This is a genomic window from Rhodococcus sp. OK519 (genome assembly GCF_003051005.1).
Lineage (GTDB): Bacteria > Actinomycetota > Actinomycetes > Mycobacteriales > Mycobacteriaceae > Prescottella.
Window position 1 is genome coordinate 125,425 of sequence record NZ_QAOW01000003.1, and the last position, 26,501, is coordinate 151,925.

Here is a 26,501-nt window from a genome sequence, read left to right on the forward strand (position 1 = left end):
CAACCTCACCACAGGCGCGGCGGGCGCGTCCGCGGTCGGCGGCAGCGGTCCGACGGCCGTACAGACCGGCCCCGGTGTGGTGACCGCGGCAATCCTCGCAGTTGGACCACCCGGCGAGCCGGAAACGAACCAGATCAGGACGCCGGCGGATACGGCAGTCGACTACTGAAGTCGACGTCCACGCGCACCGGGCGTCCGATCTGGGGAAACGCCCGCTGTGCGCAATTCGTCCGCTCGCAGATCTTGCAGCCGGCACCGATCGGGACCGGTGACATCTGCTCGTCCAGGCGCAGGCCACGCGAGTAGACCAGCCTGTCGGCGTGCGTGATGTCGCAACCGAGGCCGATGGCGAAGCTGCGCTCGGATGTCCCGTACGGCCGGGCGCCGTCGTCCGTCGTCCGGGCGATCCACAGATAGGTGCGCCCGTCCGGCATCTGCGCCACCTGCGTGACGATGCGACCCGGGGTACCGAACGCGTCGTGCACCACCCACAGCGGGCAACTGCCGCCGACACGAGAGAAATGGAATGCTGTGGCGGACTGACGCTTCGAGATGTTTCCCGCCCGGTCGGTGCGGACGAAGAAGAAGGGCACCCCGCGCCGGTTCGGACGCTGCATCGTCGAGAGCCTGTGACAGACCGTCTCGAAGCCGACCTCGAACTGCAGCGCGAGCATCTCGATGTCGTAGTGCAACCGCTCCGCGGCGTCGAGAAACTGGGTGTACGGCAACAGCAATGCTCCCGCGAAGTAGTTCGCCAAGCCGATCTTGGCGAGCTCCCGGGCATTCTCGCTGAGACCCGCCGCCGACTCGAGTTGACGTTCGATGACCGGCGCCTGCGTGAGAAATGCGAGCTGCGTGGCGATCTGGAACGCACGCTGTCCGGGTGAAAGATGCCTCGAGAGAACGAGGATGCGATCGGTCGCGTCGTACACCCGCTTGGGACCGGGACGGTCCGGCGGATCGGTGCGCAATCGGACGACGATGTCGTGCTCGGTTTCGAGCAATGCCGTCAGTTGCACGTCGAGCGACCCGATCTGCAGGCCGCTTTCGACGAACAGCCGCTCGGCGGCATCATCGAGTTCCGCGATGTGATTGTGCCTGTCGTAGAAGAAGTCCCGCACCTCCTCGAACGGCATCGGCACAGCGCCGCCTGCTTCTGAGGCGGCCGGGGTTGCGAGGTGTGCACTGAACTGTTCCAGCTGATCGGTCGCGGCCTGCAGCCTGCGATGGACGCCGACGAGTGCCTGCCCGATCTCCGGCATGCGCGCGACGAACTCCTCGATGGTCGACGCAGACGGCGCCGGAGTTCCCAGAGTCGTCAACACGTCCTGGAGGTCGGCGGCCAATCGTGCATCCGACTCTGCGGCGAAGAAGTGGGCGTCGAGGTCGAACATCGCATTGAGCTTGAGGAGCACCGGGACGGTGAGGGGCCGCTGATCGTTCTCGAGCTGATTCACGTAGCTCGCCGACAGGTCCAAGACGCGCGCGAGCGCGAGCTGCGTCAGACCGCGTTCCTCACGTAACCGACGCAAGCGCGGACCGCCGTAGATCTTCTGCACCGTCGTGTCCTTTCCAGTCGCCTTCACTCAAGCACAACCGACGGCATTCACACCATTCGCAAACCTGGCCGATTCACACCACAAACTTACGCATATTCAGGCTGTTTACCTCCGATCTACTCGTGCATACGCTGCGAAAACAGCAGAAACAGCTCACCGGAGGACACAGCGTTGAAGACACATCCCGTTCGCACCCACCTCTCCGCAGAGGACTTCCCCCAGAACGAGCATCTCGCGTGGAAGGTCGCCGAGGTCGCCACTGACGAGGTCGAGGTCCCCGCCGACACCGCCGAGATGATCGTCAACCGCATCATCGACAATGCGTCCGTCGCTGCCGCCTCCCTGACCCGCCGACCGGTCTCGAACGCCCGCGCGCAGACCCTGTCCCACCCGTACTCGCCGGGTTCGACCGTGTTCGGTGTGGGCGGCACGTTCTCGCCGGAGTGGGCTGCCTGGGCCAACGGCGTCGCCGTACGCGAGCTCGACTTCCACGACACATTCCTCGCTGCCGAGTACTCGCACCCGGGCGACAACATCCCGCCGATCCTGGCGGTCGCACAGCATGCGGGCCGTACCGGTGCCGACCTCGTCCGGGGCCTCGCCACCGGTTACGAGATCCAGGTGGATCTGGTTCGCTCGATCTGCCTGCACGAGCACAAGATCGACCACGTAGCGCATCTCGGTCCGTCCGCAGCTGCCGGCATCGGCACCCTCCTCGGGCTCGACACCGAGACCGTGTACCAGGCCGTCGGACAGGCTCTGCACACCACCACCGCGACCCGCCAGTCCCGCAAGGGCGAGATCTCGAGCTGGAAGGCCTACGCCCCGGCTTTTGCCGGCAAGATGGCCGTCGAGGCCGTCGACCGCGCGATGCGCGGCGAGGGCGCTCCGTCCCCGATCTGGGAGGGCGAGGACGGCGTCATCGCGTGGCTGCTCGGCGGACCGAAGTCCGAATACGCTGTGCCGCTGCCCGGCCCGGGCGAGGCCAAGCGCGCCATCCTGGACACGTACACCAAGGAGCATTCGGCCGAGTACCAGAGCCAGGCGCCCATCGACCTGGCCCGCCGGATGCGGGGCCGGATCGGCGACCTCGACCAGATCGCGTCGATCGTCCTGCACACCAGCCACCACACCCACGTCGTGATCGGCACCGGCTCGAACGACCCGCAGAAGTTCGATCCGACCGCGAGTCGCGAGACCCTCGACCACTCGGTGATGTACATCTTCGCGGTCGCGCTGCAGGACGGCACGTGGCACCACGAGCGCTCGTACGCACCCGAGCGCGCGCAGCGTCCCGACACGATCGAGCTGTGGAAGAAGATTTCCACCGCCGAGGACCCGGAGTGGACCCGCCGCTACCACTCGACCGACCCCACCGAGAAGGCCTTCGGTGCCCGCGCCGAGGTCACGCTGAAGAGCGGCGAGGTCGTCGTCGACGAGCTGGCGATCGCGGACGCACATCCGCTGGGCGCGCGCCCCTTCTCTCGGGATCAGTACATCGCGAAGTTCCGCACACTCGCCGAGGGCATCGTCGCCCCCGCCGAGCAGGACCGCTTCCTCGATGCGGCTCAGCGCACTCCCGAGCTGAAGGCCGGTGAGCTGAACCAGCTCACGTTCACCGTCACCGACGAGGTCCTCGCCCGCGCCCCGAAGTCGCCGAAGGGACTCTTCTGACATGACCGGACTCATCGCCGCCACCACGTCGGCCACCGACAAGCGGATTGCCTTCCGTGCCGGGCTGACGTCCGGAAAGATCCAGCGCCTGCCGGGTGCGATCAATCCGTTGACCGCCAAACTGATCCAGGAGATCGGGTTCGAGGGCGTCTATGTCTCCGGCGGCGCGTTCTCCGCCGGGCTCGGCCTGCCGGACATCGGCCTGACCACACTCACCGAGGTCGTCGCGCACAGCCGTCAGATCGCCGGTGTCACCGATCTTCCGGTGCTGATCGACGCCGACACCGGATTCGGCGAGCCCATGTCGGCGGCCCGCACCGTCCTCGCCGCCGAGGACGCCGGCATCGCCGGCCTGCACCTCGAGGATCAGGTCAACCCCAAGCGCTGCGGTCACCTCGACGGCAAGGCCATCGTGCCGACGGGTGAGATGGTCCGTCGTCTGCGTGCCGCAGTCACGGCCCGACGCGACCCGAACTTCGTGATCTGCGCCCGCACCGACGCCGCCGGGATCGACGGCATCGATGCGGCGATCGAACGCGCCAAGGCATACGCCGACGCGGGTGCAGACCTCATCTTCACCGAGGCACTGAACACCGAGGCCGACTTCGCGAAGTTCCGTGCTGCAGTGGATATCCCGCTGCTGGCGAACATGACCGAGTTCGGTAAGTCGCAGCTGATTCCGGCACAGACTCTCGAGGAGATCGGCTTCAACGCAGTGATCTACCCAGTCACCACCCTGCGTCTGGCGATGGGCGCCATCGAGCGCGGTCTGCGGGAGATTCACGAGACGGGCACTCAGGAGGGTCAGCTCGACCAGATGCAGACCCGCTCGCGGCTGTACGAACTGCTCGAGTACGAGCGCTACAACGAGTTCGATTCCGGAGTCTTCAACTTCACGCTCGGAGGGAACCAATGACCAATGCAGTCCCGACGATCTACAAAGGCCTGGCCGGCGTCGTCGTCGACACCACCGCGATCTCCAAGGTGGTTCCCGAGACCAATTCGCTGACCTACCGCGGTTACGCGGTGCAGGACCTGGCGGCGAACTGCAGCTTCGAGCAGGTCGCGTACCTCCTGTGGAACGGTGAGCTGCCCTCGGACGCCCAACTGGAGCTGTTCTGCCAGCGTGAGCGGGCAAGCCGCCGTGCAGATCGGTCGCTGCTCTCACTGGTGACGAAGATGCCCGACAACTGCCACCCGATGGACGTGGTCCGCACCGCGATCAGCTACCTCGGCGCGGAGGACCCGGACGAGTGGGACAACTCCTCGAAGGCGAATCGCGAGAAGGCACTTCGCATGATGGCGGTTCTGCCGACCATCGTGGCAGCCGATCATCGCCGTCGTCACGGACTCGACCCGATCGCCCCGCACAGCCACCTCGGCTTCGCCGAGAACTTTCTCAACATGTGCTTCGGCGAGATCCCCGAACCGGAGATCGTCAAGGCATTCGAGGTGTCGCTCATCCTTTACGCGGAGCACAGCTTCAACGCCTCCACCTTCGCGGCCCGCGTAGTCACCTCGACGCTGTCCGACATCTACAGTGCGGTCACCGCCGCGATCGGCACCCTCAAGGGCCCGCTGCACGGCGGCGCCAACGAGGCGGTCATGCACGACATGATCGAGATCGCCGAACCCGCGTGTGCCGAGGCCTGGATGAAGGACAAGCTGGCCCGTAAGGAAAAGGTCATGGGCTTCGGGCACCGGGTCTACAAGAACGGCGACTCGCGCGTCCCGACGATGCGCCAGGCCTTCTTCGACGTCGCCTCGAAGACCGGTGGCGAGAAGTGGGTCGAGATGTACGAGATCCTCGAGCGCACCATGAACGACGCCACGGGCATCAAACCCAATCTCGACTTCCCCACCGGGCCCGCCTACTACCTGATGGGCTTCGACATCGAGGTGTTCACTCCCATCTTCGTGATGAGCCGCATCACCGGATGGACTGCACACATCATCGAACAGGGCGAATCCAACGCCCTGATCCGACCGCTCAGCGAATACACCGGAGTGCCCCAGCGCTCGGTGGTGGCCTGAGCCCACGATCAGCGCCCCGGGGGTTGGTCATTGGCATCACCGTCTCCTGCACCCCGGGGCGCTCCCTGCCACCGCTCACCGGTGGGCGAGGTGGCGCCGTCACGTCCTCGGTCCGCACCAGTCTGCGAGATGCTGAGGAGCCCTGTGGAAGTGGACGGACGGAACTCCGTCCGGACCTGTGGAGACAGTGGATCGGACCTTGTAGACGTCGCTCACGAGATCCTCGGTGAGGACGTCCAGCGGTGTGCCGGTCGCGACGATCCGCCCCTCCTGCAGCACCACCAGCCGATCGCAGTACATCGCAGCGAGGTTGAGGTCGTGAAGCGCGATGAAACTCGTCGTCCGCAACCCCGCGACCAGTTCGAGGATCTCGAGTTGGTGCTGGATATCGAGGTGATTGGTCGGTTCGTCGAGCAACAGGTGCTCGGGTTCCTGTGCGAGTGCTCGGGCAATCTGCGCGCGCTGACGTTCCCCTCCGGAAAGCGTGTGCCAAGCGCGACCGCGCCTCTCCGACATGCCCGTACCGGCCAGCGCCTTCTGGATCGCCGCATCGTCGACGGCCGGGTCGGATCCGAACACCCCGCGATGTGGAATCCGTCCCAGCCGCACAACGTCGAGCACCGTGACGTCGACGTCGGTGTGGGCGTGCTGGTCCACCATCGCAACCCGGCGGGCGATCTGTCGGCGTCGCACGGTTCGGATGTCCGCGTCGTCGAGCGTGACCGTGCCGGTGTCAGGTGCCGCGATACCCGCGAGGAGTCGCAGGAGCGACGACTTGCCCGACCCGTTGGGTCCGAGGAGCCCGACGGTCTCGCCGCGCTCGGCGACGACGGTGACGCCGTCCAGCACGAGGTGGCCGTCGCGGCTCCATCCGACATCTTTCGCGGACAAAGTCATTCGCTTCTCCTCATCCGGAACAGGATCAATGCGAACGCCGGTACACCGACCAGTGCGGTCACCACACCGACCGGAATCTCCTGTGGTGCGAAGAGGGTTCGAGCGATCGCGTCCACCCACACCATGAAGATCGCACCGATCAGCGCGGTGGCGGGAAGGAGCCGACTGTGTCTGGTTCCCACCAGGAATCGAGCCGCGTGCGGGAGAACGAGTCCGACGAAGCCGATTGCTCCGGCCGCACTGACCAGCGCCGCGGTGATGAGCGCCGTGACGGTCAGGAGTACCATGCGCACACGGCGAACGGAGATGCCGAGGGTCGCGGCCATGTCGTTCCCGAAGGTGAACGCGTCCAAAGCCGGAGCGTGGTACAGGCACACAACGATGCCGATCAAGACCACGACCGAACACAGCAGGACGTCGGTCCACCCCACGCCGCTGAGGGATCCGAGCAACCAGAACAGCACACCGCGGGTCTGTTCCGCGTCCGCCGACGAAATTACAATGAACGACGTCAACGCCGAGAACAGCTGCGTCCCAGCCACACCTGCGAGAACGACGCGCGAGGTGCCGCCGCCTGCGCCCGCCGCGAGTAACATCACGAGCGCGAACGACACGACCGCGCCGAGGAACGCACCCGCCGACAGCGAGACGATGCCGCCACCGATGCCGAGCACCACGACCGCCACCGCACCGGTCGATGCGCCCGAGGAGATGCCGAGCACGAACGGGTCCGCGAGCGGATTACGCAACAACGACTGCATGATGGCGCCGCACAGCGCCAGCCCCGCGCCACACACCGCGGCCAGCATGGTGCGCGGAAGCCGCAGTTCCCACACGATGCCGTCCTTGATCCGACTCAGTCCGGACGAACCGATCCCCCAGTGCTCCAACACCACTGCGTACACGTCCCGCACGGACAGGTCGGCGGGGCCGAGCGTTATCGCGAGCGCGATCGACAGAACGAGCGCGGCACCGCCACCGACGTAGGCCGCGCCGAGCAGGGGCCTGGAGTCGAGCCGCGCTGTGCGGTGACTCAATTCGTCAGGCCCCAACCGCGAAGCGCTGCCGACACCTTCTCGATGCCGTCGATCGTGCGGATGGAGGGGTTCATGTCGCCGCCGTTGACCACGATGTAGCGCTTGTCGCGGACGGCGTCGATGTTCCGGGTGACCGGGTTGGACTCGAGGAACGCGATCTTGCTGTCCAGCGCGTCACCGTCGATGCTGCGCCGGCTCAGATCGCCCAGGACGAGGGCGGTCGGGTTCCGGTCCGCGACGGACTCCCAACTCACCTGCGGCCATTCGTCGGTAGTGTCGGCGAAGACATTGGCTGCCCCGACGGCACCGGCGATGATCCCGGACGACCCACAGCAGCCGGCCATGTACGGGGTCTTGGTGTCGGCGAACCAGAAGGCGAGCGGAACGCCCGCGGCCTGTACGTCGGCCGACGCCTTCTCGAACCGCTGCTCCAGTTCGGCGACGAAGGCTTCACCGCGATCGCGGACGTCGAAGATTGCCGCCAGGTCCCGAATCTCCTGGTAGACCGCCTCGATCCGCAACGGCTCGGAGCGGGCGCCGTCCGCGTTCGACGCGGACGATTCCTTGCCGTCGCAGCCGTTGTCGGTGGGGGCGAGATAGGTGGGGACGCCGAGGCTCTCGAACTGATCTCTCCCCGCGTCGCCCCCGTCACCGAACGTCGAGGCGAACGATGCCGAGACGAAGTCCGGTTCGGTGTCGAGGACGACCTCGAGGGAGGGCTTGTTGTCAGCCAGACGGGGGACCTTCGCGTTGTCGGCGGCGAGGTTGTCGCGGACGGGATCGGTCCACGTCGCGGTGCCGACCATCCGGTCGGCGAGACCGAGGGACAGCAGGATCTCGGTCGACCCCTGGTTGAGGGACACCGCGCGCTGCGGGGGCGCATCGATCGTGATCTGTCTGCCGCAGTTCTCGATCGTCAGCGGAAATCTGGACGCAGAGGACGTCGGATGGGCGGCCGTCGTCTCCGCGGAGGACGAGCATCCGGTCAGGACGAGGGCCGCGGCGGCGGTGAGGGAAACGCCGATGTGTCGGACGGTTTGGCGCATGAAGAGTAGAGCTCCTTGCTCAGGGCCTGAATTATGTAAACCGGGGATGGGTGGGGCCAACCGCGGGCTACGCCACTCCGTAGACGACGTAGTCGTCGAAGAGTTGCCACACGGTGCCGGACTCGGCGAATCCCGCTTGGCGGAGCGCTGCCAGCTGGAATTTCACGGTGGTCGGCGGTGACGCGTCTCGCCCGGCGAAGCGGCGGGTCCGCTCCCCCTGCAGAGGGCCGATGTCCGGGTGCGCTCCCAGCAGATTCCACCAGGCATCCCACTCGTCGGCGCCCTCGACGAAGCTGCGCTTCTGCGTTGCACTGTCGTGCCGCGCCGCCCAGGACGCGATGTGCTGCGTGCGTTCGTCGAACCGGAAGTGGTCACCGTTGAGTAGGAGGCCACCGCGTGCCAGTAGCGATCTGACCTGGCCGTACACGTCGACCAGCTGGGCCGGGAGGAGCCAGTGAAGCGCCGTCGTCGAGACCACTGCCTGCGGACGGTCCTCGAGCTGGTCCCTCAGCTGGGCACTCCAGAGCGGATCGACGAGATCGGCATCGACGATCTGCACCCGGTCTCCGAACCCGGCCAGGTGCTTACGTGCGAGCGCGAGAAGCATGGGGTCGTAGTCGATCGCAATGACACGGGCCTCGGGGAACCGCGACAGAAGCCGCGAGGCGAGAGACCCTGGGCCACAAGCGAGATCGACGGCGGTGAAGCTGGTGCCGACCGCGAGTTCGAGGGCGCCGAGCATCACCTCGAACCGAGCCTCACGATGGGCGATGTAAGCAGCTTGTTGTCGATCCCACCGCTCGACCAGTTCGGTGTGGTTCATCGCGTCACTCCGAGATCCCGCAGCCCGGCGGCAATTTGCTCGATCCCTTGGACATTCCTGATGGAGGGGTCCATCGCGGTACCACTGATGACGATGTAGCGCTTGTTGCGGACGGCAGTCAACCGGCTCGTCACAGGATCCGATTCGAGGAACCGGATCTTCTCGTCCACACTGTCACCGTCGCCGCCCCGCCCCAGATCCGCGAGCACAAGCACCGTGGGATCACGGTCGAGCACACTCTCCCAACCGATTTCGGGCCAGAGCTGACGGTTGTCGGCGAAAGCGTTTTGCGCTCCTACCTGCTGTGTCATGATTCCCGGCGCCCCGCAGCATCCCGCGAAGTATGGGGTCTTGGTGCCGTCGTACCACCACGCGAGCGACACGTTCGACGCATCGAGTCCGCCTGCTGCAGCCTGCGCACGACCACGCAGCTCGGCAATCAGCTCGTCACCACGATCGTGAACTTCGAAGAGGGTGGCGATGTCCTCGATCTCCGAGTACAGGTCGGCGAGCGTCGACTCGGTCGCCTGGAGTGCCTCCTGGCCTCCACATTCGCTCGACGACTGGTAGGTGGCGATACCCATGTCCGTGAACCGCTGACGGTCGGCGATGCCCTCGTCGGTGAAGGTGTAGTCGAATGTGGTGTAGACGAAGTCGGGCTCACGGTCGAGGACTGCCTCGAACGACGGGAACTCCACATCGAAGTTGTGCACTCGCGACGCTGCCCCCGCCAAATCGGGTAGCACGGGATCGTCGCCGTAGGCGAGGCCGGCGATCCGGTCCTCGAGTCCGAGACTCAGCAGCAGTTCGGCGGCAGGTTGATTCACCGCGATCGCCCGCTGGATCGGTTCGTCGACCGCCACTGTCGTCTCGCAGTTGGTCAGCTCGGTCGTCGCTCGAGGCGAGTCGTCTGCCCCGCTCTCGGAGCCGCTGCAACCCACAGCGGTGAACACGGCCGCGATTGCTGTGGCTCCGGCGATCTTCCGGACACGTTGGCGCATCACACATCAGCTTCCTGCGGGCGCTGCACGCGAGCGGTCCGCACGATCATGCCGGGGACAGAAGGGTCACCCAGCCCAGCAGGTCGTCGGACTCGAGGCGATGCCGCCCCATACCGTTGCGCGTCAGTTCCGGATTCACACCGGATTCCACCTGATCCCGATTGTCGGGATTGCCTGGTAGCGCGAAAATCTAACAGTAGTTTCCGTGGCTTCGACAATCGGGTCGGGGAAAGACGAACGACCTCGGGGCCTGCACCAGATCACGGTGCAGGCCCCGAGGCGTCGAAAGTGTTGCGGGACTATCCCTCGCCGCGCCGACCGACGGTGATGCCGAAGGCCAGGATCGCGCCGAGCAATGCCGCGCCGGCAGCAACCATGAAGGCCACGAAGAATCCGTCCGAGGAGTAGACCGGGCCGGCCGGGCCGACGGCGAAAATGTGCTGGGCCAGGAGCGCGAAGCCCACCGAGGACAGCATGCCGCCGAACATCGACTGCGACAGACCTGTGAAGTTGGCACCGATCGCGCGCTGATCCTCGGGCAGGGCCATCATCACCAGGTTGGGAATCGCCGCGTAGATCATCGAGCCGAAGCCGATGAGACCGTATGCGCACACGACCTGCCAAGCCTGGTCCGGCGTCGTCGCCAGCCACACTGCGCCGAGGGCGATCAGGACCGCGCCGAGGATCAGGTGCTGGCGGAACCCGATCCGCTTCGACGTCGCGCCGACGAAGACACCGCCGAGGACGATCAGGACGCCACCCGGCAGCATCCACAAGGCCATGTCCGTAACCGAGAGCCCGAAGCCGTAGTCGGCGGCCTCCTTAGGCGTCTGCAGCAGCATCGGGATCAGCGTCGCGGTGAGGGTTGTTGCACCGTAAGCGATACCGCCGGCGAGCAGCGTGATGCCGACCTTGCGGCTGGCGAGCACGTCGATGCTGATGAGCGGTTCCGGAACGCGCCGCTCCCACGCGACCCAGGCGACCGCGAAGATGACGGTGACGGCCAGCGTGCCGAGAGTCTTGCCGCTCAGCCAGCCCCAGCCGGCGCCCATCGACAGCGCGAGCATGACGGTGAACAGGGCGACGGTCAGTAGGAAAGCGCCGATCCAGTCGACGGAAACCTTGGCGCGAACCGGGGTCTCGGGAACGAAGAGCAGCGTCAGCAGTCCGCCGACGGCGCACAGCCCGAACGAGAACCAGAAGACCGAGGACACACCGGTGTGGTCGAGCATGTAGCCGGAGATCAACGGGGCCACGACGGTGACGACGCCGACGCCGGTGTTCGCGATGGAGATCGACATGGCCTGCAGTCGCGCCGGGAAGATGTCGCGGATCAGCGAGTAGCCGAGCGCGGTGAACGCGAAACCGACACCGGACAGGAAGCGGCCGACCAAGAGGATCTGGAACGTCGGTGCGATCGCGGAGATGAGGGCACCGAGGCTCGCGATCGCGGCGGTGACCACCAGGATGCGCTTCTTGCCGTAGACGTCCGCCAGCTTGCCGAGGATCGGCGAGGCGATCGCGGCGGCCAGAACTAGCGCCGTCATGACCCACACGACCTGCGTCGTCTTGTACTCGGCGGCGATCTTCGGGAGCGCCGGGGTGAAGAGTGCGAATGCCAGCGCCGCCTGCTCGGTGAGCAGAACGAGGATCAGCAGGACGCGGATCCAGTACCCGGTCGAGCCGCCGGAATCACCGGCGCCCCGGACGGGGGCTGTGTCGCCCTGAGAGACGGTGACTGCCATATCTACCTACACATTCAAATCTTTGTTTCAACAGTGACCGGACGCACACTAAGAGCTGAGAGCGACTCACCTTCATTGCTTCCCGATGAGCGGAAAACTGTCCGATTCGAAAGGCGCAGCCCACAATCCAGCCCCACACGGACCGTCGACCGGCCGGGTTCGGCCCCCCCGGCAATCCGGCTGCACCGGCGGCCGCTTCCCGAGTTCGGCGCCGATCGTTCTACTGGGCTGAAACTCCTCCGGCCCGGCCGCCCGCGGGGAGCGTTGCCGCCGCTGCCCCCCTTCTTCGGCACACCTCGGGCGGGTCCGGCCACGCCGCTCGAATCGAAATAAATTCTCCAGGTCGGTGGAGCGACGCGGCTCACGCTGATACAGTTCGCACCACTTGATTGAACGCTTGCTCAATCAGTTCGGAATGCGAGCACCTCGGAGGTCCAGAACGTCATGACGACGACAGACGCTAGCTCCCCCATCGCAGTTATCGACCGCGTCGCGATCCTGCTGGACGCATTCCGGGAAGCCGAACGACTGACCCTGTCGGAGCTGTCCCGGCGCACCGGGTTCCCCCGGTCGTCGACGCATCGCATGCTGCTGCAGCTCGTCCGGATCGGATGGATCCGCCGCCACGGGCACGCCTACGAACTCGGCATGAAGATGCTCGAGCTCGGCTCCCTCGCGCAGCACCACGACCGCGTACACCAGGCCGCCCTGCCGGTGATGCACGAATTGCACAACGCCACCGGCCTCGTCGTCCACCTCGCGGTGCTCGACAGCTCCGACGTGCTGTACCTCGAGAAGATCGGCGGCCGGTTCACCCTGTCGGTCCCGTCCCGGGTCGGCGGGCGTCAGCCGGCCTACCGCACCGCGGTCGGCAAGGCTCTGCTCGCCAACTCCCGCGTCGACGCCGAGACCGTTCTGCCGCAACCGATCACCGGCCCCACCCCGAACTCGATCGGCGATTCGACTCGGCTGCGCGTCGAACTCGCGCGCATCCGCGACCAGAGCGTCGCCCACGACCGTGACGAGACGACCGTCGGAGTCTCCTGTGTCGCAGCCGCGATCGGCGACGGCAAGAACACCGTCGGCGCAATTTCCGTGTGCGGACCGTCCAAGAGTATGAACAGCTCGGCGTTGGTCGCGCCGGTCCGGATGGCCGCACTCGCGACGTGGCGGCACATGGCGAGCAGCCGGACGCTGCGCCCCATTCCCGCCTGACCCACCGACACCGTGGGGTGGGCTCGCCGTCATCGGCGAGCCCACCCTTTCGTCGTCTCCCCCACCTCTCGCGCATCGGACAGGCCTTGGACCTCGTCACCGAAAATGCCTGTGCCCCTGCCGGATATCCGGCAGGGGCACAGGACTTCGTCAGCTGAGACGGTTTAGACTTCCGCGACCAGCTCGACGGGCTTGACGCCGGCGGCGACGTTCTCCGCCACGATCCCTCGCCAGCTCTCCTGAGCGCGGGTGGTGTCGACCTCGAACTCGAAGCGCTTGGTCATGTCCTCCGTGACGTCCGCGACGTCGACGTAGAACTGCTGGTACCAGCGACGCAGCTGGTAGACCGGGCCGTCTTCCTCGGTCAGCAGCGGGTTCTCGATCCGGCTCTTGTGATTCCAGATCGCGATGTCCTGCTTGAACTGGTGCTCGACGCCCTCGGTGAACTGCTCCGCCATCGCCTTGGCATCGTCGTCCGACAGACCCTCGGTCCGCTTGACGATGGTGCCCCACTGCAGGATGAACGAGTTGTTCGTGATCGGGTAGTGGCAGTTGGCCAGCTTGGTCTCGACCTTGATGTCGCCCGCAACCGTGTAGACGGTGTCGAGCATGAAGGACGGACCGAAGTACGACGCATCCGAGATGGTCTCCGCCTCGGCCATACCCAGCTGCACGCCGGTCTGGATGTCGTCACGACCACCCGAGCGCATCACCTGGGTCGCGACGTGACCCTCGAAGATGTTCTTGAAGTAGGTCGGGATCTGGAAGTGCACGTAGAAGAAGTGCGCCATGTCCACGACGTTGTCGACAATCTCGCGGCAGTGCGAGCCCTCGACGATGTAGGTGTTCCAGCTCCAGTCGCTCCAGCCACCCTCGTCGTAGCCCTCGACCTGGGGGATCGTCACGTCGGCCGGCGGCGGGTTGCCCTCCGGGTCGTTGTAGACGAAGAACAGGCCGTTGCGCTCGAGCGTGACCCACGCCTTGGTCTTGGCGACCGGGGGAACACGGCGAGCGTAAGGAATCTCGGTGCACTTGCCCTTGCCGTTCCAGCGCCAGTCGTGGAACGGGCAGGCGATGGTATCGCCCTTGATCTCGCCCATGGCGAGGTTTCCACCCATGTGACGGCAGAAGGCGTCGAGAACCTGCAGCTCGCCCTTGCTGTCCTCGAACACGACCAGATCGGTGCCGAAGATCTTGACCTGGTGCGGCTTTCCGTCACGGAAGTCCTCTGCACGGCCGATGCAGTGCCAGCCACGAGCGAAGCGGTCGGGGTTGGCGCCCGCCACGATCTCCCGGACCTCGACGTCGTCGGAAATCTCGGTCATCTTGCCTCCTTCGAAAGAGTGATCGCTTCCCGCCTTGGTACGAGCAGCGACAAAAGTTGCGGAGCCGCAGGGAATCCGGCTCCGATGGTTATGAGTAGGGGCGAACTTCCGCAGTCGACCCCGAGACCGGAACGGTGCGATACGACTCGCCGAGATGCCCCCCGGCGACGGCCTCGTCGATGCTCTTGGTCAGGGCGCTGCACGTACGCACGTACATGCTGTGCGTGCCGTTGGCCGCGGACTCGCGGAACTCGGCGCACGCCGTCTCCGCATCTTCGATCCACTGGGTGCTGGTGTGCGTCGAGCTGTACTTCTCTACGAGTACCCGGTTACCGCACGATCCACATTCGACCGGCTGCATTGCGCGATCCTTCCGTTGGAACTGTATTCATCGAGCGTACGAGCTGTCGGCTCGGTCTCTGTTGTCGATTTCCGTTGAGCGGTAAAGAATTCGGGACGGCTACCTGAGGAAAGCCTGCCCTCCGTCGACCGGTAGCGAATGACCGGTTATGTACCGAGCGGCGGGGCTGCACAGGAACACCACGGCTGGTCCGATGTCCGCCTCCGCGTCGCCCAGACGTCCGAGCGGCACGCTCCGCAGGTACTCGTCGTATGCCTCCGGATTGAGCTCGGCCCACTCGTCCATCAGCGGCGTCGACGCCAGCGGAAGGATCGCGTTGACGCGGATCCCGTCGGCGCCCCACTCGCACGCCGCGGTGCGCGTCAGCACCCGGACGGCCTCCTTGGCCGCGGCGTACGCGCCCGTGCCGGTCGGATCCCACTTCAGTCCCGCTGCGGAACCGAGATTGACGATCGACCCGCGCCCCTTCAGGTGCGGGTGGCACGCACGCATCAGGCGCAGCGTCGCCAGCGGACCCGAATTCATGCTGCCCTGGTAGTCGTCCTCGCTCACGTCGAGGAGCGTGCCGTGAGCCGGAGTCTGCGCGTTGTTCACCAGAATCGACAGGCCGCCGTACTTCGCGATCACGTCGGCGACCGCCGTGTCGATCTGCCCCGCATCGGTCACGTCGCACTCGAGCGCAACGGCCTCTCCGCCCCGACGGACGATCTCGTCGGCCGTCTCGACAACCTTCGACAGGGTGCGCCCGGCGACCACGACACGCGCCCCTTCGGCGGCCAAGGCCAGGGCGATTCCGCGCCCGATCCCCTGGCCGGCACCCGTCACCAGTGCGACGTCGCCCTCGAGTACACCCATTACCCCTCCTGCTTCTGCTTTCTTCGCCACAGTTCGCGGACCATTGTGATCCAAGACACCGGATTGAGCAAGCGATCAATCAATGTAGGATTGCCTTGCCAGGTTGGGCAGGAGCTGCGTGGTCACGGGTAGCATGAGGCGCCTCGACCGACTCGAATCGACCCAGCTACAGGGGGACAACCGCGATGGATCCGCTGGAACGTCGGCGCCAGATACTCGACCGTTCCGGCGAGATTTTCGCGACGAAGGGCATCTCCGCCACGACGGTGCGGGAGATCGCCGACGCGTGTGGCGTCTACTCGGGCACGCTCTACCACTACTTCCCGTCCAAAGACGCGATCGTCATCGAGATCATTCGGGTCTACGTCGAGGAGCTGTACGAAAAGTGCAGCGAAGTGATCCTTCGGGCCCTGCCGCCGATCGAACGCCTGGAAGCACTCGTCCTCGTCGCGATCGAGTCTGCCGAGAACCACCGCCACGCCACGGCGATCTGGCAGGTCGAGACCGACTACATGCGGAACCAGATGCTCGAGGCGAGCCTGGAGGAAAAGGGTGACTTCCCGGCCACCTTATGGACGCAGTGCATCGAAGAGGCGCAGGAGTCGGGCGAATTCCGCAGCGACATCGACTCGGCCACCTTCTACCAGCTCATGCGCGACTCAGTGTGGCTGACGAGCCGATGGTTCCGGCAGTCGCCGCAGAAGACGAATGCGCAATTCGCGCAAGAGATCACGTCGATCTACATCGACGGACTGCGGGTGCGCTGACCGAGGGCACACACACGACGAGGGCGGGGCAGGCGATTCTCATCGCCTGCCCCGCCCTTCTCGTCCTCCGTCGATCAGCTGACGACGAGGTCCAACTCGTCGTCGGTGACCTTGACCGTGATCCGGCCACCCTCGTCGAGCGCGTCGTCGAGCAGCAGATCGGCGATACGGTCGTCGACCTCACGCGCGATGGTCCGGCGCAGCGGCCGCGCCCCGAACTCGGGCTGATGCCCGCGCTCGGCGATCCAGTCCACCGCATCGGGGGTGAACTCGATGTCGATGTCCTTGGACCGCAGACGGTCCCGGCTCTCACCCAGCAGCAGATCGGTGATCCGGTGCAACTGCTCGGCCTCGAGCTTGCGGAAGATCACGATCTCGTCGATCCGGTTGAGGAACTCCGGCCGGAAGGACTCGCGCAGCCGGCCCATCACCCTGTCGCGCAACGGCTTCTCCGCCGCAGCGGCGTCACCGGTGGTGAAGCCGAGCGACCCGCCCTTGCTCGAGATGATGTCCGAGCCGAGGTTGCTGGTCATGATCAGAACGGTGTTCTTGAAGTCCACCGTCCGGCCCTGACCGTCGGTCAGCCGTCCGTCGTCGAGTACCTGCAGCAGAACGTTGAACACGTCCGGGTGCGCCTTCTCGATCTCGTCGAGCAGAATCACCGAGTACGGATGCCTGCGCACCTGTTCGGTGAGCTGACCCGCCTCGCCGTACCCGACGTAACCCGGAGGCGCGCCGACCAATCGGCTCGCGGTGTGCCGCTCGCCGAACTCGCTCATGTCGAGCCGCAGCAACTTGCTCTCGTCGCCGAACAGCGACTGCGCCAACGCCTTCGCCAGCTCGGTCTTGCCGACGCCGGTCGGACCGAGGAACAGGAAGCTGCCCACGGGACGTCCTGGATCGCCCATGCCGGTCCGGCTGCGACGCACCGCCCGTGCGATGGCCGCCACCGCGTCCTCCTGGCCGACGACCCGCTGGTGCAGTTCGTCCTCCAGTCGGCGCAGGCGTTCCTTCTCCTGCCTCGTCATCTGGCTGGCCGGAATCCCGGTGGAGCGAGCCACGATCTCGGCGATGTCGTCGGCGGTGACCGACGGCGTCTCGGCCGCGGCGGGCTCACCCGCGCGTGCCTCCGCGACGCGCTTCTCGAGCCCGGTGATCTCGTCGCGCAGTTGCGACGCCCGCTCGTACTGCTCGGCCGACACCGCGTCTTCTTTAGCCTTCTCGAGCCGCGCGATCCGCTGCTGCAGCGCCTTCGCATCCGGGTTGGATGCGCCCAACTGCAGGCGCTTTCGCGCACCAGCCTGATCGATCAGGTCGATCGCCTTGTCCGGCAGGAACCGGTCGGCGATGTAGCGCGACGACAGTTCCACCGCCGCGTCGATCGCCTCGTCGGTGTAGCTGACGCGGTGATGCTCCTCGTACCGCTCGCGCAGCCCCGACAGGATCGCCTTGGCATCGGCGGGGCTCGGCTCGTTCACCGTCACAGGCTGAAAGCGCCGCTCGAGGGCCGAGTCCTTCTCGATGTGCTTGCGGTATTCGTCGAGCGTCGTCGCACCCACGATGTGGAGGTCTCCGCGAGCCAGCTTGGGCTTGAGGATGTTTCCGGCATCCATGGCACCCTCGCCACCCGCGCCGGCACCGACGATGGTGTGGATCTCGTCGATGAAGACGATGAGACGCCCCTCCTGCGCGACGATCTCGTCGACGGCCTTGGTCAGCCGCTCCTCGAAGTCGCCGCGGTAGCGAGCACCGGACAGCATGGCGGGAAGATCGAGTTGGACGATCCTCTTGTCCGCCAGCACCTCCGGAACGTCGCCGTCCACGATGCGCTGCGCCAACCCCTCGACGACGGCGGTCTTGCCGACGCCGGCCTCGCCGACCAGAACCGGGTTGTTCTTGGTCCGTCGAGCGAGAATCTCGATGGCCTGCTCGATCTCGTCGCCGCGCCCGATGACCGGGTCGACGCCGCCCGAGCGGGCACGCTCGGTGAGGTCCGTGCCGTACTTGTCGAGGGTCGGTGTGGCCGACTCCGACTGCGGTTCAGCGGAACCCGCGTTCACCGCGGACTGCATCGACTCCGGGGTGACACCGGCGGACGCGAGGATGCGTCCCGTCGTGGAGTCTCCGTTGGAGACCAGGGACAGGAAAATGTGCTCGGGGTCGATGTACGTCGAGCCGAGCGCCCGTGCGATCTGATGCGCGTCGAGCAGCGCCCGACGTCCGGCGGCGGTAACCGTCGGCGCAGCCGAGATCGCCTCGCCGCCGCGAGGCAGATGCGCCTCCGCGTCCTGCGAGATCGCCTCGGGGTCGCCACCGACCCGCCTGACCATGTCGCGCACCGGATCCTTGACCGCGGCCACGTGCAGGATGTGCAGCGCGTCCAGGCCCGCGTCACCGCGGCCTGCCGCGAATTGCGCGGCGTCCGCCATGAGTCGCTGAGTGTCACTGCTCATGAGACGGGTGATGTCGATGCGACCGGGCCCCTCGGGCCCGAAGAATGCCGGCATTCGCAGCCTCCTCCAAAGTTGAGTCTTACTGACTCATGGAACATGCCTGGGAAAGAATCAATTCCCGACCGTCCAGAATCTTCGACACCAGAGCGTCCCCCGCCCTGCCCGCACCTCTCCCACCGATCCCACCGACACCCTGACCTGGATGTTCTCGAGAAATCCGAGCGTCGACCCGGCGATTGTGAGAGGCGACACAGTTCCATCTGCGGCGTCAACTGTTCGACAGCCGGCGCGGAGTCATCGGTGGGAGGATCGCGTCCGTGTCGACTGCCTCCGGTGACTTCGAATTGACGATGGACGAGCTACGAGTGGTCACCCACTTTTCCGCGGAGAGCGCCCGAGACGTGCTTCCGGTGTTCGAGGACGCGGTCCCAGGTGATCCCCGTCCACGAGCAGCCCTCGACGCTGCGTGGGAGTTCGTCAACGGTGCGAGGCGGACCACGTTGCAGCGCGTCACCTCAGTGGATGCACACCGAGCCGCGAAGGCCGCGGCCACCGAAGCCGCGCGTCTCGCTGCCCGGTGCGCCGGCGATGCCGCGGCCGCCGCGTACCTGCACCCGATATCGCGAGCGCACCAGGTGGGACACATTCTGCGCGCCGCCGCGGGCGCTGCCCGCGTCGCAGAGTTGAATGCGGGCGACGATCCCGCCGTCGGAGACTTGATGATCGAGCAGGCCCGGCAGCGCGCAACACCGATTCTGATCGATGTTCTGTCCCGCTACCCCGCCGCGCCGACCGCCCGGAATCGCGTTGAACAACTCATGAGCACCCTGGACGACGCCCTGCGCGCGCCCAGCTGAGGAGACTCCGGATCCGGCTTGACCTCGAGCGCACTCGAGCTTCTACCTTCGGGTCCATGACAACGCGAACCGAAGGCACCGGAACCTGGGGGCAACTGCTGAGCGGGCGCCATCTCGGAGTCGCCGCCGTGTTGGCCGGCGGAGTGGCGCTGTACGCGACCAACGTCTATCTCACGAGCAGCCTGCTGCCCACCGCGATCGACGACATCGGTGGGCTGCGTTACTACGCCTGGACGTCGACCGTCTTCCTCATCGCCTCGGTGCTCTCTTCGATGATCGTCAGCCGGACGCTCGCCGCTCAGGGGCCACGCCGGGCGTACCTGATCGGCCTGACGGTGTTCGCGTTCGGAACCGCGGTGTGTGCACTGAGCCCGACGATGGAACTGCTACTGGCCGGACGCGCCGTGCAGGGTTTCGGCGGCGGCCTGCTCGCCGGTCTCGGATACGCGGTGATCAACTCCGCGCTGCCCCGGCATCTTTGGACCCGCGCCAGCGCGTTGGTCTCCACCATGTGGGGCGTCGGCACCCTGGTGGGCCCCGCTGTCGGCGGGGCATTCGCACAGTTCGGCGCATGGCGCTGGGCCTTCGGCGCGCTGATCGTGTGCACCGTGGCGGTCGCCGTCCTCGTTCCGATAGTCCTGCCACCGCACCGCGGTGAACGCGACCGCGCCGTCGCGCCCGTACCGGTGGTCCCGCTGGCGCTCCTCACGGCCGCGACCCTGCTGGTGAGCGTCGCCGGCCTCCTCTCCGACGCCGCGATCTCGGGCGCCGCCGTCGCCGGCGCGGTGGCGCTGGTCGTATGGTTCGTCGCGGCCGACCGGCGCAACCCGCACGGGGTGCTGCCACCGTCGACGTTCACCGGGTCGTCCCTGAAATGGGTGTACCTGACCATCGCGGTCCTCGCGATGGCGTCGACGGTCGAGACGTTCGTCCCGCTGTTCGGGCAACAACTCGCGGGGTTGGCGCCCGTGGTAGCCGGATTCCTCGGTGCCGCACTGGCTCTCGGTTGGACGGTGGGTGAGATTCCGAGCGCGTCGGCCGCCGCGCCGCGCATGGTCCGCCGCATCGTCCGGTCCGGACCGATCCTCGTCGCGGCCGGGCTCACGCTCATGGCGGTGGTCCTCGCCGAGGAGGCCGGGAGCGGACGCGTCGCGCTCTGGGCGGCCGGACTGATCATCGCCGGCGCGGGCATCGGCATGGCGTGGCCGCACCTCGCGGTCGGCGCAATGAACGCCGTGGCCGAACCGGCCGAGGGTGCCCGTGCCTCGGCCGCGATCAACACCGTGCAGTTGATCGCCAACGCGTTCGGCACCGCACTGGCCGGCGTGCTGGTGAACCTCGGCGGACAGTCCGAAATGCGCTCGGCACAACTGCTGCTGTTCGGATTTGCCGCACTCGCGCTCGTCGGCGGCTGGACCGCGTGGCGGGCTGCGCCGTCGGACGGCCGCCCGAACCGGGCGGGCCGCCGCGACGTCGAAGCGACCGCGGTTTAGATCAGACGCGCGAGCGAGCCGCGAACACGCGCTCCCACAGATGCCGATCGGTGCGCGGACCGCCGTGGGTGTCGGCGCCGTAGCGCGCGATCTCGGCGGCGATGTCGAGCGGACGCGTCGGCGGCTGCGCGGGAACGAGTTCGTCGATCGCGAGTTCGTCCGGTACCAGCCAGCACACCTCGAACTCGATGCCGTCCGGGTCGGCGGCGTACAGCGCCTTGGTGGAGCAGTGGTTGCTGGCACCGGTCAGCGCGCCGGCCGCGAGCAGGCGGTCCCGCATCTCGGCCAGCCCGGCGAGTGTGTCGACCTCCCAGGCCAGGTGGTACAGCCCGACGTTGCCCGGCGTCACCCGGCTCGCCGGGTTGGGGCTCTGGAACAGGCCCAGGTCGTGGTCGTTCGCCGAGTCCGGCGCCTGCAGGAACGCCGCACCGGGGAAACCGCCCGGCAATGCCTTGAACCCGAGCACATCCTGATAGAACGCCAGACTGCGCTGCAGGTCCGACACGAACAGGACGGCGTGGTTGAGTCGCTCGATCGCCAACGCGGTCAGCCTCCGAAGTCGTAGGTGACGCCGGTGAGTTGCTCCGACGCCGACCACAATTGTCGCGCAACGCTCCGGTCGTGCGACTTCCGGTTCGAGGAAACCACTTTGGGATAGCCGCGCGTCTCGAACATCGACGACGGGCCGAGGTAGCTGCCGCCGATCGCGTCGGGGACGGTGGCGGCGTACAGCATCGGCAGCGCGCCCATCTCGGCCGACTGGGCGATGAACGGATTCGCCAGTGCCATGACACGGCTCGAGATCGACTCGGTGTGCGACTGCAGATTCGTCGCGGCATATCCGGGATGGGATGCGAGTGCCTTCACCGTCGATCCCGCCGCGGCCAGCCTGCGCTGCAACTCGTACGTGAACAACAGGTTCGCAAGCTTGGACTGCCCGTAGGCCGGCCAGCGACGGTACGTCCGCCGCTCCCAGTTCAGGTCGTCGAGGTCGATGCTGCCGATCTTGTGCATCGCACTCGACATCGTGACCACGCGGTCGCGAACCTTGCCCAGCAGCAGACCGGTGAGCGCGAAGTGCCCCAGATGGTTGGTCCCGATCTGCATCTCGAACCCGTCGGCAGTGCGGCGCAACGGGACCGCCATCACGCCCGCGTTGTTGACGAGCACGTCGACCGAGTCGACCGAGTCCGCGAACTCCCGCACGGACGCCAGGTCGGCGAGATCGAGTCGTCGTACCTCGGCCCTCTCCCCCAGCGGCGCCGCCACGGCCCGCCCCTTCTCGACGTCGCGGCACGCGAGGATCACGTGCGCACCCGCCTTGACGAGCGCCTTGGTCGCCTCCGCCCCCAGTCCACTGTTCGCACCCGTCACGACGAACGTGCGGCCGCGCTGATCGACGATGTCCCCTGCATCCCATGTGGTCATGGCCACAGACTACGGAAATCGGGTGGACCGGAGTGCGGATGCGCGCGAGACGTCCTCACCACGCGTTCAACGCATTCAGGATCTGGGGCCGCGCCTGCCACAACTCCGCCGACCAGTAGGGCCACGCGTGGGTGCCGGTGCCGCGGAACTGGAAGTTCGCAGGAATTCCCAGCGTGAGCAGTCGGACCTGGAAGGCCCGAGTGGTGACCATCGACAGGAATTCGAGGCCCATCGCCATCGTGGTGTTCCAGTAGCCGACCAGATCCGTGGGTCGGTCGTACACACCAGGTATCCCATTGCCCGCGGACACGTACATCGACAAGCCCTGCAACTGGGGCGCCGACATGAACGGGTCGTTGCGGAGCCAGGCTGGGTCCCACGGGAAGCCCCACATCGAGTCGGCGTTGTAGCGGCCGGCGTCGTACATCGCGATGCGGATGGCCTCCCGCATCCCGGGCGCGGTCGTGTTGAGGTAGCCCGACAACGAACCCGCGAATCGGAACTGGTCACGATGGTGAGCCGCGAGCGTCATTGCCGCCGTTCCGCCCATCGACAGTCCGACGACTCCGGTATTCGTCCGGTCCACACCGAAATTGGCGAGATAGTCGGGCAGTTCTCGCGTCAGGAAAGTCTCCCACTTGTAGGTGATGGGCTGCGCGTTGAAATTGCTGGGGTTGTACCAGTCCGAATAGAAACTTGCTTCACCACCCACCGGCATGACAACGGTGACGTTGTCGAGGGCGAACTGCTCCATCGCGTTGGTCTCGAAACTCCACGCGTTGCGATCGTTGCGCGCCCGCATGCCGTCGAGCAGATACAGAGACGCACCGCCACCGCGGGAGGCCCATTGGACCTGGACCTTGATGTTCCCCATCGAGGACGGGACCCATACTTCCTGGTAACCGCCCCGCGGCACCTGGCGTGCTACACGCGCCGCGGCGTCGGGCGCCGCAACCAGCACACAGCCCGCGCAGGTGATCAAGGCGACGAGAACCGCTACCAGTCGACGCTGCCAGAGCCTCGGCCAATTTCCCGCGTAATGCATCGAAACTACTTCCTGCCACCGCCGCCGACCTCGACGAACAACCGAACACGATCATCAGTTGATCCCCATTTCACCGACCGCCGTTAACGAACTTAAATGTGGTAAAAATCTCGCAATTCGATTTCTTGAGAATTCGCTGAGAGTTTCCGGAGATTCACTTTTTTCGTGGTACGCGATGAAGGGAATGCCGACATGCGGCGTGATCAGCAGAAACGGCGGGACGGGGGCCGGACACCTCCCGTCTCGCGCACTTCGACGCGAACCGGATCGCGATGAGTCCGGACACAGACGGGCACCCCGCGGCGAAACGGACCACGCCTGTTGTTGACGATTCACATCGACCGTGCCGCCTGCCGGACAGACCGGAGGAGAAGGCAGCGCCACCACTCACCCCTCGAGAGTGGCGGACGCCGCAACTTACCGAAGGGTAAGGTATGAGTGTGTGCACGTCAACGACCTGCACACGACTTCCCGCGGGCGCGGACCCGGTACCGTCGAGGCGTGCCCGCCGCCCCCCTGCCCGTCCGCGACGGACTGAATCCCACCCGACTGCGACTGCCGGACGACGGCGAATGGGCCACCGCGCTCACCTATCTGCTGGCCCGGTTTCCGTCCGACGCGGCGCGCCTGCGAGAGAAGGTGCACGCCGGCGAGGTGGTCGACGAGCGCGGCACCCCGATCACCGAGTCCACCGCGTACCGGCCCCGCGCGTTCCTCTATCTCTACCGCGATCCGCCGGTCGAGAAGCGCGTGCCGTTCGAGGTGGACATCCTGCACCGGGATGAAAACGTGCTGGTGGTCGACAAGCCCCACTTCCTCGCGAGCACACCCCGCGGCGCGTACGTCGTCGAGTCGGCACTCGTGCGCCTGCGGCGCGAACTCGATCTGCCCGAACTGACGCCGGCTCACCGACTCGACCGGATCACCGCCGGCGTCCTGCTGTTCACGGTCCGCCGGGAGGCCCGCCGGGCGTACCAGTCGCTGTTCGACGAGCGACGGGCCGCCAAGGAGTACGAGGCCCTGGCCCGACACGACGAGACGGTCCGGTTCCCGGTCACGGTGCGAAGCCGAATCGTCAAGGAACGCGGAGTTCTACAGGCCCGCGAGATTTCCGGGGAACCGAACGCGGAGAGCCGGATCGACCTGATCGACGTCCGCGACGGCATCGGCCGCTACCGCCTGTCGCCGCGCACCGGCAAGACCCACCAGTTGCGCCTGCACATGTCCTCGCTCGGGCTGCCGATCATCGGCGACAACTTCTACCCGCGCTTCTACGACGTGGCGGCCGACGACTACTCCGATCCGCTGCGCCTACTGGCTCGCAGCCTCGAGTTCGACGATCCGTACACCGGGGCCCGGCGCCGGTTCGAAAGCCGGCGGACGCTCCCTGCCTGAACCGCCGGAGGGGATTTTCCCGCTACGTGGGTCGAACCGGGCCACGCCAAACCAAGCAAGTGCTAGTTTGCCCACAGCCCAGACGGATCGACACACCGGGAGTACGCCGTGAGCACCTCATCCTCGAGTTCGACGACCACCACCGCCCTCGTCACCGGAGGCACCGGCGGAATCGGCGCCGCGATCGTCCGGCAACTCGCCGCCGAAGGACACAACGTGGTCCTGACGTACAGGTCCAATGCCGAGGCCGCCGCGAAGTTGGTGGCCGAGGCCGAGGAACTCGGCGTGCGCGCCGCGGCGCACTCCATCGACCTCACGGACGCGCAGCAACTGGCCGACCTGGTCGGCACGGTCACCGCCGACTTCGGCGACCTGTCGGTGCTCGTCCACGCCGCCGGCCCGCACGTGCCGATGGTGCACTTGTCGCGAGTCGAGCCGTCCACCTACGCACAGCATCTCAACGACGAGGCGACCGCCTTCTTCACCGTCGTGCGGGCCTGCCTGCCGGCGCTACGCGAGGCGTCGGGGTCGGTGGTCGCCGTGACCACCGCAGCCACCGACCGCTACCCCGTCCGGGACGGCCTGTCCGCGGGAACCAAGGGGGCCGTCGAGGCGCTCGTGCGCGGGTTCGCAGCAGAGGAGGGCCGCTACGGTGTCCGCTTCAATGCGGTGGGCCCGGGCATGCTCACCGACGGCATGGCCGAACGCCTGATCAGTTCCCAGAGCCTCGACCAGCGCGCGCTCGACGTCACGATGAGTCGAATCCCGCTGCAGAAGTTCGGCACCGCGATCGACATCGCCGAGGCCGTCTGCTTCCTCGCGAGCGACAAGGCCGGCTTCGTGACGGGCCAGAAACTCAACGTCGACGGCGGTTACACCGTCTGACCCGGTCGCCGGCGGCCGAGATCACGGCAGCAGCATGCGGGCCGAGATCTCGAGCCGATCGGCGATGTGGATGTACGAGTCGTAGCCCATCCCGGCGCGCAGCAGCGCACCCGCGTACAACATCTCGAGCGCCTCGAGGAGATCGACGTCGGACTCGTCGGACTCGTCGCCCATCGCAGCGAGCAGACGCTTGCGGATCTCGATCCCGATCCGCGCCCGCAGGTGCTCGACGTCGGGGTCGCGACCGAGCAGGGCGGTCGTCACCGCGGAGGCCAGTTCGGGCTCGTCCGAGACGAGCAGCGCGACGCTGCGCAGCACCTCGACCACGCGGGTGGTCCGGTCCTCGGAGACGACCTCATCGGTCGGCAGCGCCGACAGTCGGCGCCAGAACACCTCCGCGACGACATGTTCCTTCGACGAGAAGTAGGTGTATGCCGTCGCGGGCGCCACCCCCGCCCGCGCGGCCACCAAACGAACGGTCAATCCGGCGAACCCGTTCTCGCGTAACACCTCCACAGCGCAGCGAGTGAGCCGAGACACCGTCTCGGCCTGCTTGGCCGTCAGACGACGACGGGTCGATTCGAAATTGCCAGACACATGTCCGGA

24 protein-coding genes and 1 riboswitch are annotated in these 26,501 nt (G+C 66.6%); of the genes, 9 read left to right on the top strand and 15 right to left on the bottom strand.

Features of this window, described 5'->3' with window-relative positions; genetic code table 11:
- Window positions 1-134: 134 nt before the first annotated feature.
- Entirely contained in the window at window positions 135-1,559 is a 1,425-nt protein-coding gene (locus C8K36_RS10630; protein WP_107984789.1) for a short-chain fatty acyl-CoA regulator family protein, read from the bottom strand.
- Window positions 1,560-1,730: 171 nt separating this feature from the next.
- Between C8K36_RS10630 and prpD the strand changes: the two genes are divergently transcribed.
- The 3 genes from prpD to C8K36_RS10645 are packed head-to-tail and all read left to right on the top strand — an operon-like array spanning window position 1,731 to window position 5,267.
- Window positions 1,731-3,233, top strand: coding sequence for a 2-methylcitrate dehydratase PrpD (gene prpD, locus C8K36_RS10635; RefSeq protein WP_107984458.1), 1,503 nt, complete (start codon window positions 1,731-1,733; stop codon window positions 3,231-3,233).
- 1 nt (window position 3,234) lies between these two features.
- Window positions 3,235-4,149 (top strand): methylisocitrate lyase, encoded by a 915-nt coding sequence (prpB, locus tag C8K36_RS10640; RefSeq protein WP_107984459.1) that lies wholly within the window; start codon window positions 3,235-3,237, stop codon window positions 4,147-4,149.
- Window positions 4,146-5,267, top strand: coding sequence for a bifunctional 2-methylcitrate synthase/citrate synthase (locus tag C8K36_RS10645; protein ID WP_107984460.1), 1,122 nt, complete (start codon window positions 4,146-4,148; stop codon window positions 5,265-5,267). The genes prpB and C8K36_RS10645 overlap by 4 nt, the downstream gene beginning before the upstream one ends.
- 99 nt (window positions 5,268-5,366) lie before the next feature.
- Here the strand turns inward: C8K36_RS10645 and C8K36_RS10650 are convergent, their stop codons facing one another.
- From C8K36_RS10650 to C8K36_RS10675, 6 genes are all read right to left on the bottom strand, one after another.
- Entirely contained in the window at window positions 5,367-6,164 is a 798-nt protein-coding gene (locus C8K36_RS10650) for an ABC transporter ATP-binding protein (protein ID WP_107984461.1), read from the bottom strand.
- On the bottom strand, window positions 6,161-7,201 hold the full coding sequence (locus C8K36_RS10655; protein WP_420910872.1) for a FecCD family ABC transporter permease: 1,041 nt from the start codon (window positions 7,199-7,201) through the stop codon (window positions 6,161-6,163). The genes C8K36_RS10650 and C8K36_RS10655 overlap by 4 nt, the downstream gene beginning before the upstream one ends.
- Complete coding sequence (locus tag C8K36_RS10660; protein WP_107984462.1) at window positions 7,198-8,247, bottom strand: ABC transporter substrate-binding protein; 1,050 nt, start codon at window positions 8,245-8,247, stop codon at window positions 7,198-7,200. The genes C8K36_RS10655 and C8K36_RS10660 overlap by 4 nt, the downstream gene beginning before the upstream one ends.
- A 67-nt stretch (window positions 8,248-8,314) precedes the next feature.
- Window positions 8,315-9,070, bottom strand: coding sequence for a class I SAM-dependent methyltransferase (locus C8K36_RS10665; protein ID WP_107984463.1), 756 nt, complete (start codon window positions 9,068-9,070; stop codon window positions 8,315-8,317).
- Entirely contained in the window at window positions 9,067-10,071 is a 1,005-nt protein-coding gene (locus tag C8K36_RS10670) for an ABC transporter substrate-binding protein (RefSeq protein ID WP_107984464.1), read from the bottom strand. Before C8K36_RS10670 ends, C8K36_RS10665 begins: the two co-directional genes overlap by 4 nt.
- Before the next feature lie 60 nt (window positions 10,072-10,131).
- Window positions 10,132-10,264: riboswitch (cobalamin riboswitch) on the bottom strand.
- A gap of 106 nt (window positions 10,265-10,370) precedes the next feature.
- Window positions 10,371-11,816, bottom strand: a complete 1,446-nt coding sequence (locus tag C8K36_RS10675) for an MFS transporter (RefSeq protein WP_107984465.1) — start codon at window positions 11,814-11,816, stop codon at window positions 10,371-10,373.
- Between the two features lie 444 nt (window positions 11,817-12,260).
- Here C8K36_RS10675 and C8K36_RS10680 point away from each other — a divergent pair, with 444 nt between their 5' ends.
- Window positions 12,261-13,031, top strand: coding sequence for an IclR family transcriptional regulator (locus C8K36_RS10680; RefSeq protein ID WP_107984466.1), 771 nt, complete (start codon window positions 12,261-12,263; stop codon window positions 13,029-13,031).
- Window positions 13,032-13,195: 164 nt separating this feature from the next.
- Here the strand turns inward: C8K36_RS10680 and C8K36_RS10685 are convergent, their stop codons facing one another.
- From C8K36_RS10685 to C8K36_RS10695, 3 genes are all read right to left on the bottom strand, one after another.
- Window positions 13,196-14,356, bottom strand: a complete 1,161-nt coding sequence (locus C8K36_RS10685) for a Rieske 2Fe-2S domain-containing protein (RefSeq protein WP_107984467.1) — start codon at window positions 14,354-14,356, stop codon at window positions 13,196-13,198.
- 88 nt (window positions 14,357-14,444) lie between these two features.
- Window positions 14,445-14,717, bottom strand: coding sequence for a hypothetical protein (locus C8K36_RS10690; RefSeq protein ID WP_107984468.1), 273 nt, complete (start codon window positions 14,715-14,717; stop codon window positions 14,445-14,447).
- Between the two features lie 99 nt (window positions 14,718-14,816).
- On the bottom strand, window positions 14,817-15,572 hold the full coding sequence (locus C8K36_RS10695) for an SDR family NAD(P)-dependent oxidoreductase (protein ID WP_107984469.1): 756 nt from the start codon (window positions 15,570-15,572) through the stop codon (window positions 14,817-14,819).
- Window positions 15,573-15,757: 185 nt separating this feature from the next.
- On the opposite strand from C8K36_RS10695, the gene C8K36_RS10700 reads away from it, so the two are divergent.
- Window positions 15,758-16,339, top strand: coding sequence for a TetR/AcrR family transcriptional regulator (locus C8K36_RS10700; RefSeq protein WP_107984470.1), 582 nt, complete (start codon window positions 15,758-15,760; stop codon window positions 16,337-16,339).
- A gap of 74 nt (window positions 16,340-16,413) precedes the next feature.
- Here the strand turns inward: C8K36_RS10700 and C8K36_RS10705 are convergent, their stop codons facing one another.
- Window positions 16,414-18,846, bottom strand: coding sequence for an ATP-dependent Clp protease ATP-binding subunit (locus C8K36_RS10705; protein WP_107984471.1), 2,433 nt, complete (start codon window positions 18,844-18,846; stop codon window positions 16,414-16,416).
- Between the two features lie 296 nt (window positions 18,847-19,142).
- Here C8K36_RS10705 and C8K36_RS10710 point away from each other — a divergent pair, with 296 nt between their 5' ends.
- Together C8K36_RS10710 and C8K36_RS10715 are read left to right on the top strand one after the other, a co-directional pair.
- Window positions 19,143-19,649, top strand: coding sequence for a putative immunity protein (locus C8K36_RS10710; protein ID WP_181319521.1), 507 nt, complete (start codon window positions 19,143-19,145; stop codon window positions 19,647-19,649).
- 56 nt (window positions 19,650-19,705) lie between these two features.
- Complete coding sequence (locus C8K36_RS10715; protein WP_107984473.1) at window positions 19,706-21,142, top strand: MFS transporter; 1,437 nt, start codon at window positions 19,706-19,708, stop codon at window positions 21,140-21,142.
- 1 nt (window position 21,143) lies between these two features.
- Here C8K36_RS10715 and C8K36_RS10720 read toward each other — a convergent pair whose 3' ends face one another.
- From C8K36_RS10720 to C8K36_RS10730, 3 genes are read right to left on the bottom strand one after another with little or no spacing between them, the layout of a single operon-like run.
- On the bottom strand, window positions 21,144-21,683 hold the full coding sequence (locus C8K36_RS10720) for a VOC family protein (RefSeq protein ID WP_107984474.1): 540 nt from the start codon (window positions 21,681-21,683) through the stop codon (window positions 21,144-21,146).
- A 5-nt stretch (window positions 21,684-21,688) separates the two neighbouring features.
- Complete coding sequence (locus C8K36_RS10725; protein WP_107984475.1) at window positions 21,689-22,570, bottom strand: oxidoreductase; 882 nt, start codon at window positions 22,568-22,570, stop codon at window positions 21,689-21,691.
- A gap of 55 nt (window positions 22,571-22,625) precedes the next feature.
- The gene (locus C8K36_RS10730; protein ID WP_107984476.1) at window positions 22,626-23,615 is read right to left on the bottom strand and encodes an alpha/beta hydrolase; all 990 of its coding nucleotides are present in this window, start codon (window positions 23,613-23,615) and stop codon (window positions 22,626-22,628) included.
- A gap of 501 nt (window positions 23,616-24,116) precedes the next feature.
- Here C8K36_RS10730 and C8K36_RS10735 point away from each other — a divergent pair.
- Both C8K36_RS10735 and C8K36_RS10740 read left to right on the top strand, forming a co-directional pair.
- Window positions 24,117-25,010, top strand: coding sequence for a pseudouridine synthase (locus tag C8K36_RS10735; protein ID WP_107984477.1), 894 nt, complete (start codon window positions 24,117-24,119; stop codon window positions 25,008-25,010).
- A 108-nt stretch (window positions 25,011-25,118) separates the two neighbouring features.
- Window positions 25,119-25,895: an SDR family NAD(P)-dependent oxidoreductase gene (locus C8K36_RS10740; RefSeq protein WP_107984478.1), complete on the top strand. Its 777-nt coding sequence runs from the start codon at window positions 25,119-25,121 to the stop codon at window positions 25,893-25,895.
- Window positions 25,896-25,916: 21 nt separating this feature from the next.
- Here the strand turns inward: C8K36_RS10740 and C8K36_RS10745 are convergent, their stop codons facing one another.
- Entirely contained in the window at window positions 25,917-26,492 is a 576-nt protein-coding gene (locus C8K36_RS10745) for a TetR/AcrR family transcriptional regulator (RefSeq protein WP_107984479.1), read from the bottom strand.
- Window positions 26,493-26,501 lie beyond the last annotated feature (9 nt).